Source organism: Gordonibacter pamelaeae (assembly GCF_003340385.1).
GTDB lineage: Bacteria > Actinomycetota > Coriobacteriia > Coriobacteriales > Eggerthellaceae > Gordonibacter > Gordonibacter pamelaeae.
The window spans coordinates 1-15,567 of sequence record NZ_PPTS01000011.1 but is presented as its reverse complement, the minus strand read 5'-3'; the positions used below and the strand labels follow the sequence as shown (position 1 = coordinate 15,567).

Genomic DNA, 15,567 nt, shown 5'->3' with positions numbered 1-15,567 from the left:
CAGCGCGCGCCACCTCCCCGGCCACATGGGGGTAGAGGGCCCTCGCGTGGGCGCCGTGCATGTCCTCGTCGTACGTGGCCGCCTGGCCGTCGAAGGCATCCTTGGAGCGCCTCTTCGCCTCGCGCGCCTTCTCGTTTTCCGTGGTCATCTTCCGCTCCTTTCATTGAGCAATGTTCAATACGACTTGCCGAAAAAAGCCCGGCCTGGGCCGGGATGGCGCCCTACCGTCCGGAGGGGCCGCGCCGGTACTCGGCGACGAGCGCTCCGAGGTAGCGCCTGGCGGCGTCCGCCGCCGCGGCGTCGGGCATGCCGGGGCCGGACGCGAGGCCCACGCACGCGTGGACCATCATCGAGGCGAGGAGCCCCGCGTCGCCGGCGGGCGCCCCCCGCCTGGCGGCGTCCAGCTCGAGAGCCGCCTGCATGCGGGGCCGGACCGCCTCGCATATGCCGAGCGACAGCCTGTCGTGGAGCGTGCCGTTGCCCTCGGCGTGGAGGCTGTCCGCGTGGGGGAACGCGGAATGGTCGGTCGCGACGGCTATGGCGCCTTCGAGCTTCTCGTCGAGGGAGAGCCCCCTGTCGTCGAGGACCGCGCGCATCCCCTCGGAGCATTCCTCCGCGTAATGCGCGATCGCGGCGTCGAAGAGCCGCTGCTTCGAGTCGAAGTAGTGGTAGGCGAGGCCGGGCGCGACCCCCGCCTCGCGCGCCACCGAACGTACGGAGACGTTGTCGTAGCCCTTCTCGGCGAACAGCCGCATCGCCGTGTCGAGCAGCTCCGCTTTGCGCTCCTCCGGATCCTTGACGGTTCTCGGCATGTTCCCCCACCTCCTTCAAGCCGAAGGGTATCCTATTATTGAACAATGGTCAATATAATAATCTGACGATGAGGGCGAGTGCGAGGCGCCGATGGCCCGATGCCTCGCACTCGCTTCCGTCCTGAACCGGATACGGAATGCGATCGGGCTGTTTCCGAAAGCTCCCATCCACTCGTCAGGATAGGTCGTCTCGCTCGCTTTCAGCCCCTACCTTGATGCAGGCGTAGGCGACGAGCGTGCACAGCCCCATGCCCATTCCAATCAGGTGCAGCAGGAAGGCCATCCTATTCGCCTTCCTCTTCGCCTTCGTGCGGCTTCTCGGGGGCGGGCCCGTCCGGACGGCGCGCCATGAGCGCGGCGCAGGCTGCCGTCAGGGCGGCTCCCGCAAGGCAGGCAATGGGGATCAGTGGCAGAGAGTCGCCCGTTTTGGGCAGCTTGCCAGCAGGGGTTGAGGGTTCGTCCAGTGTCTCGCTGGGAGGTTCGACCAGGCTTACGCTCTGGCCTTCGTCGTTGGGGTCCTTGTGCTCGGCGACGACCTCGCCGTCGAGCGACAGCTCCTCGAACGCCACGACAGTATGCCCTGCGAGATCCGTCCCATCGAAGCGGAAAACGACCTCGACCGACCCGTCGGCATCCTCGGGCGTGAAGCGAACCTCGGCTGTAAGGGGTTTGCCGTTCTCCTCCACGGGCTTCGCCGAGCTGCGGTCTATCAGGGTGCCTGTCATAACGTATTCAACCCCGGGCTCGAGATTCTCATAGCGCACCTCGTCGACGATGGTCACGTCGTTGTCGGCGTAGGCCTCGTGGTCCCCGTCATCGCCGTCAGTTGCGGTTGTCTCGATCTCGGGAGAAGGCCCCGTGAAGCTCACGGTCTGTCCCTCGTCCTCGAGGTCCTCGTGGGAGGCGACCAAGGTGCCTTCGGAGTCGTAGAGCCTCTCGAAGACGACGGTGCTCCTGCCTTCGAGGGAGCTGGCGTCGAGCTCGAAGGAGACTACGGCGAACCCGCTTTCCCCCTCGGCGACGAAATTCGTCTCTGCCACGATCGCTCCGTCGCCGGTGTCCAGGGGCTCGCCCGTCTCCGGATCCATAAGGACGCCCTCGACCCTGTAGGCCTTCCCTTTCTCGAGCCCGCTGTAGAAGACCTGGTCGTCGATGCGCGCGGTCCCGTCGGCGGACGCTATGTGGTCCCCGTCTGCGGCGTCGGTCGCCACCGTCCCGATCTCGGGCGCTGCCTCGACGGCCACCGTCTGGTCGGCGTCCAGGATGTCTGCGTGCTCGGCGATGACCTCGCCTTCGAGCAGGATCTCCTCGAACACCACGATGTCGGTTCCCGCAAGCCCGGACGCGTCGAACTCGAATTCCACGTCCACCGTGCCCGAGGGGGAGATGGGCGCGAACGTCTTCTCGGCGACGACTTGCTCGCCGTCGACGACGAGGGGTTCTCCCGTCGCCTTGTCGACCAGTTCGCCGCGCGCCGTGAGCTCCTCGAGGGGCATGTTGGCGTACAAAACCTCGTCGACGATGACGGCGTCTCCTAGGGACGCGATGGAGTGGTCGCCGTCGGCCTTGTCGAGCGCCACCGTATCGATTCTCGGCTCGGGGACGTCGTCTACGGTCCCCAGGTCTATGTCCATCGGGGTCTCGGTGGTGTCCCGGTTCACGTTGAACGTGTCGGACCAGAGGGCGTAGCCCTCGTTCGCCTCGCAGCGCATCTCCTCGATCGTGTACTCGCCGTAGGGAAGCGCGCCGAGGGAGTCGTCGGGCGCGGCCTGCGAGCCGTGCTCGCCCGTTCCGAACCAGATGCCGGAGCCCTCGACGATGTCCTCCGAGTCGATGTAGTCCTCGTAAATCAGGGCGTCGTTCGCGTTCGCCGACCCCTCGCGGCTGTGCCATTCCGAAGACGTGGACAGCATGCCGTTCCTGTCGGTGACGGCGACGTGGGCCTCGCCGGTGGTGACGTTGGTGATGAGGAACGGGACGAGCCCGAGCTTTTCTCCGTGGACGGTTCCCTTCTTCTGGAGATGCATGTCGTGGCGCACCACCTGGTCGCTCCACAACAGCGCTCCGCCGTCCACGTCCGAGGTCACCACGATGCCGTCGCCGCGGACCTCGAACGTGCGGGGCTCGCCGTCGGTGAGCAGGTAGCTCTCGTTGGTCGCCGTCTCGGCGACGGTGTAGGTGCCGTAGGGCAGCGCGTCGGACGCGGTCTGCGCGGTGTAGGCCTGGGCTTCGGAGTTCCACGCCGTCTCGATGACGGCGACGACGCTGCCCGTGGGGTAGTAGGTCCCGCCGACCATGACGCCATGATCGGACACGTTGGTGATGGTGAACCCGATCCCCTCGAGAGAGGTTCCGAGGTATCCGTCGTCGGCCAGGTTCGAGTGGTCGGCGCCGCCGAGGGCCTCGCTCTCCCCGAGCTCGAGGTCGTTCTTCTGCACCTGGACGCCGCCGCGGACGACCTCGTTGAGGATGCCGTCGGCCTCCACGAGCTGGTCGAACTGCCCGTCCTCGCGGATCTCGACCACGTGGCTCACTATCCCCTCGCCCGTGTAGCCTTCGGGCGCTTTCGTCTCGACGACCTCGTAGGTGCCGTAGGGCAGCGCGCGCACGCCGGTGCTGGCGGTCCAGGCGTCGAGGGAGGCGTTGTACTCGGTCGAGAGGACCGCGACGACCCCGTCGGGGTCGACCATCTCGCCGTCCTGCAGCTCTCCGTCCCCGTTCCCGTCGTACCAGACGGCGGCGTCGGAGCGGTTGTAAAGCGTGAACTCGGCGCCTTCGAACGTGGCGTCGCCCTGGGCGTAGTTCCAGAACGTGCCGTCCTCGTGCTCATAGCGCTCGGCGTCGCCCTTGCCGATGATGAGGCCTCCGCGCTGCACGAGCTCGCCGAACTCGCCTTCGGGCGACACCTCGATGACCGCGTCGCCCGCCTGGGCCATCTCGGCGGTCACCTCGATGCGGTGGACCTTCCGGTCGGGCAGGTATCCGTCGGAGGGGGACACCTCCCTGATTTCCACCTCCCCGAGGGGCAGGTCGTCGAACACGATGGAGCCGCCGGCGGTCGTCCCTTCGACGGTCTCCGTCTCGCCGCCCCGCTCGAAAGAGGCCTGGTAGACCGCCCCGTCGAGGGTGGCGTCGCCCTGGGCTGCGGGCGCGCCGGTCTCGGCGTCGACCTTCTTCAGCACTATGCGCGCGGTGATGGGCGGCTCTTCCGACGAGAAGGTGTAGTCGTTGTCGGGGGAGATCTCGCGCACCTCAGGGTCGAGGGCATATCCGGGGGAGGGGCTCACTTCCTTGGCGTAGAACGTGTCCCTTGTCGCGCCCAGGCTCTCCGACTCGCCGGAGCCGTCGGCGCCGGTCGTGATCGTAGCCACGCGGTCGGAGTCCGCCTCGGCGTCGGCCGCGGATCGGTAGATGCCGTAGACCGCGCCGGCGAGCGAGTAGTCGGGGTCTTGCTGCGCCCATGACTCCGAGGCCGCCTTGGCGACCTTGACCGTCGTGCTGTACGTGAACGAGAGGATCACCTGGGTTGACGCGCCCGTGTAGAGCATGAAGGGCTCGAAGGACGAGGGAACCTCGCCCGTCCGGGAGGCGATGAGCCTGCCCGTCGCGCCCTCGTTGGAGACGGCGCCGGAGTCGTCGAAGCCCAGGACGTTCCAGGCGACCCAGTCCCGGAACGCCTCGGAGCAGCCGAACATCGCGTAGTTGCCGTCGCTCGAATAGGTGTCAGCCATGAGGATGTGCGCGAGCGCAGTGTACCGGTCGGGGGTCATGGCGCTCCCGTCGACCCAGCTGCCAGGCCAGAGGGACGCATCGAACCCGGGCGATCCGTACGAGAACCACATGTCGGCGGCGAGCTCGGCGGTGCGCCCGCTCGCCGCAGAGAGGGCTTGCTTGGGATACGATCCCGCTCCCGGGGTCGCCATCGAGGGGTTGCCGCACCATGCGGCCTGCCCGTCGACCTCGAACCAGTTGGTGAAATACGAGTCGTAGCTGATGATCCTGCCCACGGTCAGGCTTCCCGACTCCGCCGCATGGGCGCGTTGCGGGACGGCCGCAGGCGCCATCATGCCGATCGCGAGGAGGAGGGCGAGGAGGATCCTCGCCGCCTTGGTTGCTTGTCCCATCTTCTCCTCCTATCTCGCGTCACAGGCGAAAGGGCGCGTGCCGCCCCTCTCCATGCTCTCGGAGGCTCCCTTCGCCTCCGCGGCCCGCTCGGCCAGGCCCCTTCCGTCGCGTGCGTTCTCCTCCGCGTAGCGCTTCCTCGCCTCGGAGAGGGCGTCCCTTATCTGGGACGGCATAACGGCCATGGTCTCCTTCTCCCGCTTGCCGTCCTCCCCGACGATCGGTCTGCCCTCCGCGTCAAGGACCGACCTGCTCAGGCGCACCTCCCGGTCCGCGAGGAGCGGCACGTCCCTCCAGTGCTCCCCGCGGAACCTCGAGGGGTTCACGTAGAGCGGGCTGAACTCGTAGCCGCCGACATCCCTGCCGTCGATGACGGTGTCGGGAGGCAGGCGGACGACGTTGAACGACCTCTGCTCGCCCGTCCTTCTGTCCGTGTACTGGATTCCCTCGCGGACGAACGCCTCGTGGAGTGAGATGTAGACGTTCTTCTTCTCAGTCATTTCTTCTCCTTTCCGATGCTGTCTTTCGCGGCCGTGCCGTTTCCGCCGGCCGTCTTCAGGGGGAGCGCGCCGAGGTGTCCATCCGAATCACCCGCCCAGGATGTCGCGCGCCCACGCTCCGCTCTTCACGAGCGAGAGGATCAGGAGCACGCACATCGCAAGGTACTGGAGCGCGTAGGACAGCCCTCCGACGATGGAGTCGACCACCGGCGCGCCGACGCTCGCCGCGTTGAGCCCGCCCAATACGATGGGGAACGAGACGAGGAGCACGAGGATGATGATTCCGGCGAGGCAGACGGCGGCGAAGTTCTTCAGATATCCGACACCCATCTGCCTCGTCTCGTCGAGCGAGACGAGGGCGAGCGGGATGGGGCTGAACGCGGCCATCACGTAGATCTGGATGGCGCGCGCCCAGCTGACGACGAGCGCCACCACGTAGGCGACGATGACCACAAGCCAGCTCACGAGGGCGACGACGAGCATGGCGACCAGCGCCGCGACGTCGTCGTCCGTCGTCGTGATCGACACGGCCTCGAGGTCGAGCTCGGATCCGGTTCCGAAAAGGCCCGTCACGCGGTCTATCGCGAGCTGGACCACCTGGTAGACCGCCTGCATGAGGTCGAAGCTGTTCTGGATCAGGAACAGGAACACTGCGAAGAAGACGAGCATGAACACGACCTCCTTGACCCCGGGCATGCTCGCGTTGCCGTCCATGCGCTGCGACACCTTAATGAGCTGGACGGTGAACACGAACGAGAGCATGCCGCAGCCGATGGGCAGGATGGCCGCCTCCCACACGCCGCGCACGAGGTCGTACATCGTCACGTCGCCCGCGCTCCCGAGCATCTGCGCGAAGTCTGCCGCGAGCACCCCGTCCGTGCCGATCGACCTGAGCATGTCGGTCTGCCCGGCGAATATCCAGTTGCAGGTGTCCCGCAGCACCCCGCACAGCCATGCGTTGATGTCCTCCGCGATCCCCGCGAACGCAGGTGCCGGGAGGGCGAGGGATGCGGCGCACGCGAGGACGGTGAGGGAGAACGCGAGCGAGAACCCGCGGCTCCCGACGGCCTTCGCGATCGTCTCTCTCATCGTCGCCCCCCCCCTAACCGAGGACGGAGAACTCGCCGGACCGGTAGACCGCGGTGACGATCGTCGAGGCGTCGTCGTCCAGATGGAACGTGGCGCTGACGCGCCCGCCGGCGATGTCGACGAAAACCTCCCCGTCGAAGGAGGCGCTCGTGGCGGTGGGCGCGTGCCCTGTGGCCCACTCGGAGATCGCCGCCGCGAGCTCGTCGGTCCTACCGTCCACCAATGACGGGTAGGGCTCGGCGAGCCCCGTCACCTCGACCGTCCTGCCGGACATCGCCGTCCGGACGTATCTCCCGGAAAGGGAGAACCCGTCGCACGCGACCGAGGAGACCTCGTCGTCCTCGTCCAGGACGATCGTGGCCGACCTGCCCGCCGCGTCCCCGTCCTTCAGCAGCAGGACGTTGAGCCAGCGCTGGGCGCCCGAAGACCCCGACCCCTCCACCTCGAACGCGGTCATCGAGACGGAGGCCCCGTCGGATTCGACGAAGGATCCCTCGCGGAAGGCGAGCGTCTTGCCCGAGCCGTCGGCCGCTGTCCACGCGCTGCCCCGCAGTTCCTCCAGGACGGCGGCCGCCTCGTCGGGCCCCTCCCCGGCTTCGGTCCCCGTCTCCGGGCCCTCCTGCTCGGCGGGCTGTTCGACCGAGGCCGCGGGAGGGTCGGTGTCGGCCTGGCCCGCGGTATGCGCGATGGAGCAGCGCACCGCCGTCGTCGCGACGACTATCGCGACCATGCCGATGGCCGCGGCGAGCATCGCCTTGTTCTTCCTCTGCATGGGAGTCCTCCTGTCTCTTGGCTATCTGTAGCGGACGGCGCAGGTGAAGTAGGCGATCCCTGTCGCCCGCCTGCACACGTCCCCCGGCCTGGGCTCGTGGATGTACTCGTCTCCGCCTACGTAGATGGCGACGTGGCCGGGGCGCCATAGGATGTCCCCCGGCTCCGCCTCCGAGAGGGGGACGCGCTTTCCCGACGCGGCCTGGTCCTCGGAGTAGCGGGGTATGTCGATGCCCGCCTGCGCGTAGCACCATTGGGTGAGCCCCGAGCAGTCGAGTCCGACCCCGGGAATCGACCCTCCCCACACGTACGGCACCCCCAGCTGGCTTTCCGCCGCGGCGACGATCGCGTCGCCGTCGGCGACGCCCGCCCTGAAATCCTCCAGGCTCATCCCGTCGAAGCGCCTGAGGTCGTATTCGTCCATCGCCGCTTTGAGCGTCTCGACGTAGCTCGAAGAGGTCGCGTACCCCGCATCCTTCAGTCCCTCGGCCATCTTGTCCGAGTCGCACGAGGCTATGGCCTCCCGGATGAGGGCGTTGTCGACATAGGGGGGGGCCGGACAGGAGGACGCGCGAGCGGAACACGATGCAGTCGCGATGGCTCTTGAACGTCGTGAAGTCGGCCATAACGCCCACGACCTGGCCTCCGACCTCCTCGCTCGTCGCCCAGGAGCTCTTGCCCGCGACTTTGGGGCACCCGAGGAACGAGGAGGACCACTTGATGCCGAAGAGGTTCTTGTCGCGCTCGGCGAGGGCCGAGAGGCCGTCGCCCTGCCCGCTCTCGCAGATGATCTGCGCGAGGGTGCAGCCCGCCGGATGTCCGTACTCCTCCTGGCACTCGAGCGCGGCCTCCACCATCTCCACCGTCATGTACGGAGGCAGCCCCTCGAGCGAAGCCTTCGAAGCCGCGTCGCTCCAGAACCCGAAGACCGCGCTCGCAATCTGGGAGACGGCCAGCGCTGCGAGAACGAAGCACAGCACGCCGGACAGGATCCCCGCAAGGGGGCCGGCCGCGGCTGCGGCCGCAGCCGCGGCCTTGCCCCCTCCTCCTTTCGCCGCGGCGCGGGCGGCGAAGGCCCTGCGGGGCTCCCTCCCGACCGCCTGGAGCGCCGCCCGCGGCCTTCCGGGCCGGCGGCGCGACGCCTTCTCCACAGCTCGGCCGCAACGCAGGGATCGCCCTTCCTCGGCCAGGCTCCCTCTTGCCCCTTCTCCGCTTCGGACGGCGCCGATTTCGCGGGAGGGGGTCGCCGCGCGCGCCTTGCCGGCCACCCTCCACGCGCCCTTCCCGGCCCGGACGGCGTCCGGCGCCCCTTCGAGCTCGTCGGAGTCCTCCGCCTCCCTTTCGGCGGCTGCGGAGATCGCTTTCTTCAGGTACGCGGTCGCCGTCGGAGCGGGGGCGCGCCGACGCCCCCCTTCCTCGCGGACGTCCGCCGGCGACCCGTTTTCGACCGGCGCCCGCTCGGACCGCCGCTTTCGCCTTGCGGCCGATGGCGACGCGGGCCGGCGTGACCTCCCGAGGCCCATGCTGGCCGCCTTGCCCCCGTGCGCCGGGACGGCGAACCTCTCCTCGCTTGACACCAGGCCTGCGCTCACCGCGTCGGTCCTGCCGGACGATGCGATTCCTTCGGCGCCGGCCCCTTCGGCCCTGACGGGAGGGTCCGGCGGGGCGCCGCCCGACGCCGCGGGCTCGGAGCTGCGGGTTTCCCTGGTCACGTCGCGCTCACCCCGCCGTCTTTCCTCCGCCTGCTCTCGGCGCGCCTTCTGAAGCCCTCCTCGCGCTTGCGCGCCGCCACCTCGTCGGGCTTCGTGTTGAACAGGTCGTAGAGGGACCCCTTGGGGAAGCTGTCCTTCAGGGGGACGCGCGCGCCGCCCGCGATGAGCAGCCCCTCACCAGCCCTGACCGACTCGTCTATGTAGGACGCCTCCTGGGCGCTCATGTCGAGCAGCTCGGTCCAGGCGCGCCTGTCGAGGGGTGACTGCTTGTGAAGGAGGATGAAGTCGGAGTTGAGGACCATGTTCCGGGCCTCCTCGTGGTCGAGCATGTAGACGCTGTTCTGGGTGATGCCCGTGGCGATGAGGTTGAACTTGCGACCTTCGGCCCAGAAGCGGCTGAAGTACGCGATGATCGAGGGGTGGCCGAACAGGCTCTGCACTTCGTCGATGTAGAGCCAGGTGGTGACGCCGCGATCGAAGTTGCGGTACATCCGGTTGCGCACGCACTCGAGGACCGTGATGATCCCGAAGGCGCGCATGTTCTCGGAGAGGTCCCTGAAGTCGACATTGGTGATGCGCCGGTCGAACGTCACGTTCGAAGGGCGGTTGAAGAAAGAGAGAGCGCCCTCCACGTAGCGCTCGTAGCGCAGGGCTATGTCCCGGGCCTCCAGCTCGGGCTGCGCTTTCAGGATGCGGTGGAAGTCACCGAGAAGGGGGGTGCGCCCCTCCTCGTCCGCGTCGCGGTATGCCCGCTCAACGCAGCGGCTGATGATGGACTTGTCGGCCTCCGGGAGCCCTTGGTCTCCCTCGGCCATGGTCGCGCTGGACAACGCCAGGAAGGCGTCTATCTTGAAGGCCATCTGGGCGGAACGCGACTGGTGTGCGACGTCGGAGAGGTCGAACGGGTTGAGATGGGTGTCCGCGTCAGGGGCGAACCGCATGCACTCCCCGCCGTTCGCCTCGACCACGGGAGAGTACTCTCCAGCGGGGTCGAGGACGATAATCTCGTCCTCGGGGTACGCGAGGATGGTGTTCTCTATCTCTCGCTTGACGGAGAACGACTTTCCCGATCCGGGCTTGCCGGCGACGAAGCCCATGGGGCTCGCAAGCCTCTTCCGGTTGCATAGGACGAGGTTCGAAGATTGCTTGTTCTGCCCGTAGTAGCCTCCTCCCTCGTGCGAGAGCTCCTGCGTCGCGAAGGGCATCTGTATAGCCACCTGCGCGGTGGTCATCATCCGAGACACTTCGACGTGGTTGTGCCCGAGGGGGAGTATGGAGTTCAAGCCCTCGCGCTGGCGGTAGTCGAGGGTGTCCGCCTCGATCGAGTTGCGCCGCGCCGTCGACACGATCTGCATCACCTGCTCGTCGAGTCCCTCCCTCGTCGGCGCGTACGTGTACACGAGCCCCGTGTAGACGTAGAGTCTCTGGTTCTTGTTCTGGAGATGGTCGAGCAGGTCCTCCGCCTCTTCCTTCGAGTATTTGAGCTCGGAGGGCAGTATCTGGAAGTCGTACCCCTTCTTGACCGCCCCCATCTGCTCGTCGATGATTTCCTTGTCCATCCATGCGATCCGCTTCTTCACGAAGGCGACCGCCTTCGATTTGTCCATGGCCTGGACATGGAGGGTGATTGCGAGGGGGACCGACAGGTCGATGATGTCGGCGAGGCAGCGGTCCGACAGCTCGCTGCCGAACCTGCCGAGCACGAGAACCTGGCACCACGTATCGCCGGACTTGAAGCAGGAGGCGCTGCCTTCGGGCTTGAAGTCGAGGGAGGAAGGACACACGAAATCCTTCGTCGTGAGCCCTCCTCTCGCGCCGACCGCGTCCCAGGAGAACAGGTTCGGCTTCCCGGGGCGCAGCAGCCCGTTCAGGACGCCGATGCGCTCGGCCCCCGAGAGGGTTCGGGAGGAGCTTCTCATCTTAGCGAGGGTCTGCTCGGCGTCCCCACGCATTCGGGCGAGCCTCGGGACCGCCGCGTCGACAGAAGGCGCGCCCACGGCGAAGGTAAGATAGCGCTCCCTGACTAGGTTGGACACGCCTTCCCTCATCTTGTCGTTGAGTATCCGGTTGTACTCCTCCGCGTACGCCGCAGTCTGCGGGTCGTCGGTCGGGAAGAACCTTTTCGTCCCGATCTCCTCGGCGGGAATGGGGCGGTTGACCACGGTGAGCTGCACGCAGCTGTCGGCACCGAAATAGTCGAACAGCTGGCACCATCCGGAGAAGATGGCGCGCTGGCTTTCCTCACGGGCGGACTGGTAGCTGATGTCCTCGAACGCCATCGTCTGGCTGAAAAGCCCTTCCTCGACCTGCGCGATTCCGTCGGGGTACATCAAGTCTTAGCCTATGGCGGAGTAGACGTCCCGAGCCGCGCGGCGCATTCTCCTTTTCTCCGCCATCCGTCCCGTGAGCTCGCGCTCCTGCTCGGCGATGCGGCGCTCGAGGGACTTTCCCCTGGCGGCGCCTTTTTGCCCACTACTCTTTCCGGCCACGCTTCTCGGCCCCCTTCCTCCTGCTCTTCCTGCGCGCTCTGCGGTCCACCCGCCGGCACGCGATTCCCCCGGCCGCATCCCAGGGCCTGCTTCCCGTCGAGTACACGAGCACGCCGTCGGACAGCGCATGGCGCGCAAGCATCGCCAGGTACCTCTCCGCCGTGAGTCCCTTCGGGCGCCAGAAGCCCATGAGCCAGAACGGCATCGATGCCGCCATGACGGGCAGCGTCGCTGCGTCCACCGGCACCCCCAGCGCCAGGTTGAGCGCCGCCGCCGTCGCCACGGAGGACGCGAGCCCCCCGGCGGTGCACGCGAGCGTTCTCGCCGAGAGCTTGCCGACGACCTTCTCCGTGTACTCCCCGATGTCCTTGTGGACCGCCACGCTCAGCATCGGGTCGCCCCTACGCGGGAAGCCAGCTCGTGTCGAGCATGCCGAAGTAGACGGCGGCGGCGATGATGATCGCGCCGCCGGCGATGGTCGATATTGCGCTCGCTATGGATGCGCCGCCCTGCTGCTCGCGGATGGCGAGGCCGAGCGAGACGGCGCCCCATACGACGAGGAACCCTCCGAGGAAGGTCACGCATCCCGAGACCAGGTTGATGATGTTCGCCAGCATCAGACATCTCTCCTTTCCATGTATTCCGAGTAGTCGAAGGGCAGGTGGTGCGACGCCCCGGGGTGCCCTGGGTACACTTCGCTCCACCTCCGGTGATCCTCGATGTCGAACTTGCGATCCTTCAGCGGGTTCGCCCCTGCGATGAGGACGATCGCCTCGTCGCGGGGCAGCCTCGCCACCTCGGAGGGCTGCACGAGGTCTCGCTCGAGGATGTTCCAATTTCGGGTCGACGAGGCGGACTGGCCGCGGCTCTCGTTCCAGGTGACGGTCGACACGGTCTCCTTTCCCACCGACTCGGAGATCTCCTTTGCCGTCTCGTTCGACTTCCCGCCGAGGAACAGCAGGGTGTCGCAGCAGTCGACGATCGTCGCTGCGTTGTCCTTGTAGGCAGCTTTGAGTTGGGAGAGCGACTGGAGTCCGAACGCCATCGAGATGTTGCGGCTGCGCACGACCGCTACCATCCGCTCGACGTCGGGCAGCCGCCCGATGTTGGCGAACTCGTCCATGAGCAGCGTCACCGGTACGGGAAGCGCGCCCCCGTACTCGACGAGGGCGCGCTTGCAGAGGATGCTCATCGTCTGCCAGAGCATGATCGAGAACAGGAACGAGTAGAGGGAGGAGGTGTCGGACATGACGGCGAACACCGCGCGTCTCCCCTCGGCGTCGCCGAGCCGGTCGAGCTCCATCTCGTCGCGGCTGACGAGCTCGCGCACCTGGGGTATGGCGAAAGGCTCCATGCGCGTGTTGCAGGAGACCAGTATCGACTTCAGGGTCTTTCCCGCCGCGTCCTTGAACATCTTGTAGTGGAGGAGGGCGAAGTCCGAGTCGACGGGGACGGGCTCGGCGACCTTGACCCACCGGCAGGAGCCTGCCGGGTCGTAGGAGGCCCTCCTCGTCGGGTCGAAACCCTGGCCGCTCCCTCCGACCGCCGCGACGCAGCGCATCCCGGTCTCCACCTCCTCGAAAAGCAAGTCGAGCGGGCTGCGGTACGACTCGTCCGATTCCTTCGCCTTCGCGAGGGAGAGCAGGGTGACCACCCCCGACAGCGAGCGGTCTTCGGGCGGGCAGCGGTACACCAGGTACCCGATGAGCGCCACGTAGAGGAGCCTCTCGGCGTTCTCCCAGAAGGGGTCTCCCGCGTGCTCGCGGTCTCCGGTCGTGTTCTCTATGAGGCAGGACACGAACTCGAGGATGTCCGCTTCGTCGCGGACGTACGCCAGGGGGTTGTAGTGGAGGGACTTGGAGAAGTCGACCGTATTGAACGCCAGTATCCTGTATCCCGCAGCTTCGAGCATGTGCCCCATCCGGGGCAGCGTCTCGCCCTTCGGGTCGGTCACGAGGTAGTTCGAGTTCAGCTGCATGATGTTGGGCTCGAAGAACCCTCTCGTCTTCCCGGAGCCGGAGCCGCCCACCACGAGCACGTTCCGGTTGCGCTCGTAGCGCCGGTCGTGGTCGGGCCGGTCCATCGCCATCCCGAAGTGCTTCGTGAGGACGATGTTTCTGTCGGGGTCCTCGAGATTCATGAATCGCCTGCCCTCGCGGGCGGTGCCCCAGCGGGCGCTGCCGTGCTCCTCGCCCTGTCGCTCCGGGCTTCCGTGCGTGAGCGACCATGCCCAGGCGCACCACACGGCGCAGGCGGCCACGAGCCCCGTCGCGAGCGCGGCAGCCTCGAGCGAGAGGGGGCCGTGGCCTAGCAGAAAGGAAGGAAGGAGCTTGGCCGCTTCCGTGAGGTTGGACGCGGGGTTGCCCGGAAGCGAGAGCAGGCATGCGGCGTACGAGTTCCCGAGGAGGAAGGCGGCGATGGAGGCCAGGGCTGCCGCCGCGACCCGTGCGGCCGTCATCTCGCCCGCACCTCCTGCATGCGGGGTCCCCGCGTTGCCGCGCGCGTGGTGGCGCCCTCTGCCTCGAGGGCCGACGACGCCGCGCGGGCCTGCTCGGCGCGCACCCCGAGCGGCCGCTCGTCCCGCGCCTCGGCCGTCTCCCGGGCGTCCCTCTTGGCGAGGTTGGCCGCCGCGCGCTCGCATGCCGCGTCGGTCTCGCGCGAGAGCTCGTCGAACGAGAGCCATACCTCCTTGGCGTCCGCGATTCGGAACAGGAGGTGCTCGCAGCCCGTGGCGGGCTCGGCGAACCACGCCGAGTCGACGCCGTGGGTCCTGAGCTTCTCCTCGATGGTCTCCTTGATGCCGGCATAGTCCTCGATCCCCTGGAACTCGGCCATGTCGAGCTTCGCCCATTCGGCGGGATGCTCGGCTGTCCCGTTTCCCTCGGCGGCCTCCCGCGCGGCGCCCGTCGCGTTCTCGAACGCGCGGCGGATCTGCTCCGCCCGGCGGTACATCGCCCTTTCCCCCATACGCTCTCCGAAGCGCATGAAGTCCTCGATCATCTTCTCGCCGGCGTCGTTGCCGTAGTCGCTTGCCATGCCCGGTCCTTCCCGCGACGGCGGAAAGGACGGTCCTCTCCGCTGCTACCCCTGCATCGAACGGCGCGCCCGCGGCGCGCGCTTAGCTGGCAGGGATGGGGATGGGCATGGGCCGTTTACGGGGGTCTCGAACGCGGGCGTGGGGAGGGGAGCCGCCGCGCGGCGCGCGGCGGGCGTCTGAACGTTCGCTATGCGGAATGCTCTGCGCACTTGCTCCCCTCGTTTCACTGGAACCACAACGGGGCGAGCGGCTCGCCCGTCCCGTATTCCTCGACGGTCCTTTTTCTCGCCTCGGCAAGCTCGGTCGCCATCTCCTTGGTCAGGAAGCATCCCAGGCCCATGTTGAGAACGGCGCAGAGCCGGACGAACTCGTCGACGCGCATCGATCGCTGGCCGTTGAGGACGTACCAGAGGCGCTTGCGGTCGACTCCCATGCGGCGGGCGAGCTCGGCGACGCTTATGCCGCGGTCCTGCCGCGCGCGCTCGATTCTCGCCACTATGAGATCGGCATGGTTCATCCGTCTCCTGCCTCGTGCAATCCGTGCCTTCGCCTGTGCGTCGATCGGGTTCGACATCGCGAATCTCCGCCAAACGTACCAACTCATCCACGCAGCGTGGGGGAAATGTCCCGATTTGGTACAAAGCGTCCCCGAAGCAGGTACGTGGGAGTTTTCTCGACGGGCGGTTAGAGTGATGCTCTCTCGAGCCTGCGGGCGGGCGTGGTCGGGCTCAGCGCGAGCAGGAGCGCCAGTGCTGCCGTGCGAACAGCGATGGCTGAGATTATGTTTTGTTTCGAATTGCCATGGTACCTGCGTGTTGAACGGCGCGAACGCATCATGGCAAAAGAAGACTTACCGCTTTGTTGGCGTGTTCCGCTTTCGTTTGATAAGAGCGCGGTCCGGTCAGGTGGCGCTCTCGCCCAGCAGGGCGGCGAGCTTCTCGAAGGAGCCCTCCGACAGGCAGTGCTCCATGCGGCAGGCCTCCCGCGAGGCGGTCTTCCCGTCCACGCCCGCCTCGAGCAGGAGCCCCTCGAAGA

13 protein-coding genes and 1 pseudogene are annotated in these 15,567 nt (G+C 67.3%); all 14 read right to left on the bottom strand.

What is annotated here, in order from left to right; translation table 11 throughout:
- Positions 1-221: 221 nt before the first annotated feature.
- The 14 genes and pseudogenes from C1877_RS14205 to C1877_RS14145 all read right to left on the bottom strand — a co-directional run bounded on the left by C1877_RS14205 (position 222) and on the right by C1877_RS14145 (position 15,553).
- Entirely contained in the window at positions 222-812 is a 591-nt protein-coding gene (locus C1877_RS14205) for a TetR/AcrR family transcriptional regulator (RefSeq protein WP_114569460.1), read from the bottom strand.
- Between the two features lie 284 nt (positions 813-1,096).
- Positions 1,097-4,936 (bottom strand): VaFE repeat-containing surface-anchored protein, encoded by a 3,840-nt coding sequence (locus C1877_RS14200; protein WP_015539322.1) that lies wholly within the window; start codon positions 4,934-4,936, stop codon positions 1,097-1,099.
- Positions 4,937-4,945: 9 nt separating this feature from the next.
- Positions 4,946-5,434, bottom strand: coding sequence for a hypothetical protein (locus C1877_RS14195; RefSeq protein WP_015539323.1), 489 nt, complete (start codon positions 5,432-5,434; stop codon positions 4,946-4,948).
- 87 nt (positions 5,435-5,521) lie between these two features.
- On the bottom strand, positions 5,522-6,523 hold the full coding sequence (locus tag C1877_RS14190; RefSeq protein WP_114569459.1) for a VirB6/TrbL-like conjugal transfer protein, CD1112 family: 1,002 nt from the start codon (positions 6,521-6,523) through the stop codon (positions 5,522-5,524).
- Positions 6,524-6,536: 13 nt separating this feature from the next.
- On the bottom strand, positions 6,537-7,295 hold the full coding sequence (locus tag C1877_RS14185) for a hypothetical protein (protein WP_015539325.1): 759 nt from the start codon (positions 7,293-7,295) through the stop codon (positions 6,537-6,539).
- A gap of 21 nt (positions 7,296-7,316) precedes the next feature.
- A complete protein-coding gene (locus tag C1877_RS15825) occupies positions 7,317-7,787 on the bottom strand; it encodes a C40 family peptidase (protein ID WP_244909866.1) in 471 nt (156 codons plus the stop codon).
- 127 nt (positions 7,788-7,914) lie between these two features.
- A pseudogene (locus C1877_RS15820) lies at positions 7,915-8,151 on the bottom strand (glucosaminidase domain-containing protein); the annotation flags it as partial.
- An 851-nt stretch (positions 8,152-9,002) separates the two neighbouring features.
- Positions 9,003-11,336, bottom strand: coding sequence for a VirB4-like conjugal transfer ATPase, CD1110 family (locus C1877_RS14175; protein WP_015539326.1), 2,334 nt, complete (start codon positions 11,334-11,336; stop codon positions 9,003-9,005).
- 142 nt (positions 11,337-11,478) lie between these two features.
- Complete coding sequence (locus C1877_RS14170; protein ID WP_015539327.1) at positions 11,479-11,886, bottom strand: PrgI family protein; 408 nt, start codon at positions 11,884-11,886, stop codon at positions 11,479-11,481.
- Between the two features lie 10 nt (positions 11,887-11,896).
- A complete protein-coding gene (locus C1877_RS14165) occupies positions 11,897-12,112 on the bottom strand; it encodes a hypothetical protein (protein WP_015539328.1) in 216 nt (71 codons plus the stop codon).
- Entirely contained in the window at positions 12,112-13,953 is a 1,842-nt protein-coding gene (locus C1877_RS14160; RefSeq protein WP_015539329.1) for a VirD4-like conjugal transfer protein, CD1115 family, read from the bottom strand. The genes C1877_RS14165 and C1877_RS14160 overlap by 1 nt, the downstream gene beginning before the upstream one ends.
- Complete coding sequence (locus C1877_RS14155) at positions 13,950-14,531, bottom strand: hypothetical protein (protein ID WP_114569458.1); 582 nt, start codon at positions 14,529-14,531, stop codon at positions 13,950-13,952. The genes C1877_RS14160 and C1877_RS14155 overlap by 4 nt, the downstream gene beginning before the upstream one ends.
- Positions 14,532-14,755: 224 nt before the next feature.
- Complete coding sequence (locus C1877_RS14150) at positions 14,756-15,106, bottom strand: helix-turn-helix transcriptional regulator (protein WP_244909865.1); 351 nt, start codon at positions 15,104-15,106, stop codon at positions 14,756-14,758.
- A 327-nt stretch (positions 15,107-15,433) separates the two neighbouring features.
- Positions 15,434-15,553 carry an iron dependent repressor, metal binding and dimerization domain protein gene (locus tag C1877_RS14145; protein ID WP_390624777.1) on the bottom strand — a complete coding sequence of 40 codons (120 nt, stop codon included), beginning with the start codon at positions 15,551-15,553 and terminating at the stop codon, positions 15,434-15,436.
- Positions 15,554-15,567 lie beyond the last annotated feature (14 nt).

Bases quoted from the DNA above. Each gene is read 5' to 3' on its own strand.
- C1877_RS14205 (WP_114569460.1), bottom strand. From the start codon at position 812: ATGCCGAGAACCGTCAAGGATCCGGAGGAGCGCAAAGCGGAGCTGCTC.
- C1877_RS14200 (WP_015539322.1), bottom strand. From the start codon at position 4,936: ATGGGACAAGCAACCAAGGCGGCGAGGATCCTCCTCGCCCTCCTCCTC.
- C1877_RS14195 (WP_015539323.1), bottom strand. From the start codon at position 5,434: ATGACTGAGAAGAAGAACGTCTACATCTCACTCCACGAGGCGTTCGTC.
- C1877_RS14190 (WP_114569459.1), bottom strand. From the start codon at position 6,523: ATGAGAGAGACGATCGCGAAGGCCGTCGGGAGCCGCGGGTTCTCGCTC.
- C1877_RS14185 (WP_015539325.1), bottom strand. From the start codon at position 7,295: ATGCAGAGGAAGAACAAGGCGATGCTCGCCGCGGCCATCGGCATGGTC.
- C1877_RS15825 (WP_244909866.1), bottom strand. From the start codon at position 7,787: ATGGCCGAGGGACTGAAGGATGCGGGGTACGCGACCTCTTCGAGCTAC.
- C1877_RS14175 (WP_015539326.1), bottom strand. From the start codon at position 11,336: ATGTACCCCGACGGAATCGCGCAGGTCGAGGAAGGGCTTTTCAGCCAG.
- C1877_RS14170 (WP_015539327.1), bottom strand. From the start codon at position 11,886: ATGCTGAGCGTGGCGGTCCACAAGGACATCGGGGAGTACACGGAGAAG.
- C1877_RS14165 (WP_015539328.1), bottom strand. From the start codon at position 12,112: ATGCTGGCGAACATCATCAACCTGGTCTCGGGATGCGTGACCTTCCTC.
- C1877_RS14160 (WP_015539329.1), bottom strand. From the start codon at position 13,953: ATGACGGCCGCACGGGTCGCGGCGGCAGCCCTGGCCTCCATCGCCGCC.
- C1877_RS14155 (WP_114569458.1), bottom strand. From the start codon at position 14,531: ATGGCAAGCGACTACGGCAACGACGCCGGCGAGAAGATGATCGAGGAC.
- C1877_RS14150 (WP_244909865.1), bottom strand. From the start codon at position 15,106: ATGTCGAACCCGATCGACGCACAGGCGAAGGCACGGATTGCACGAGGC.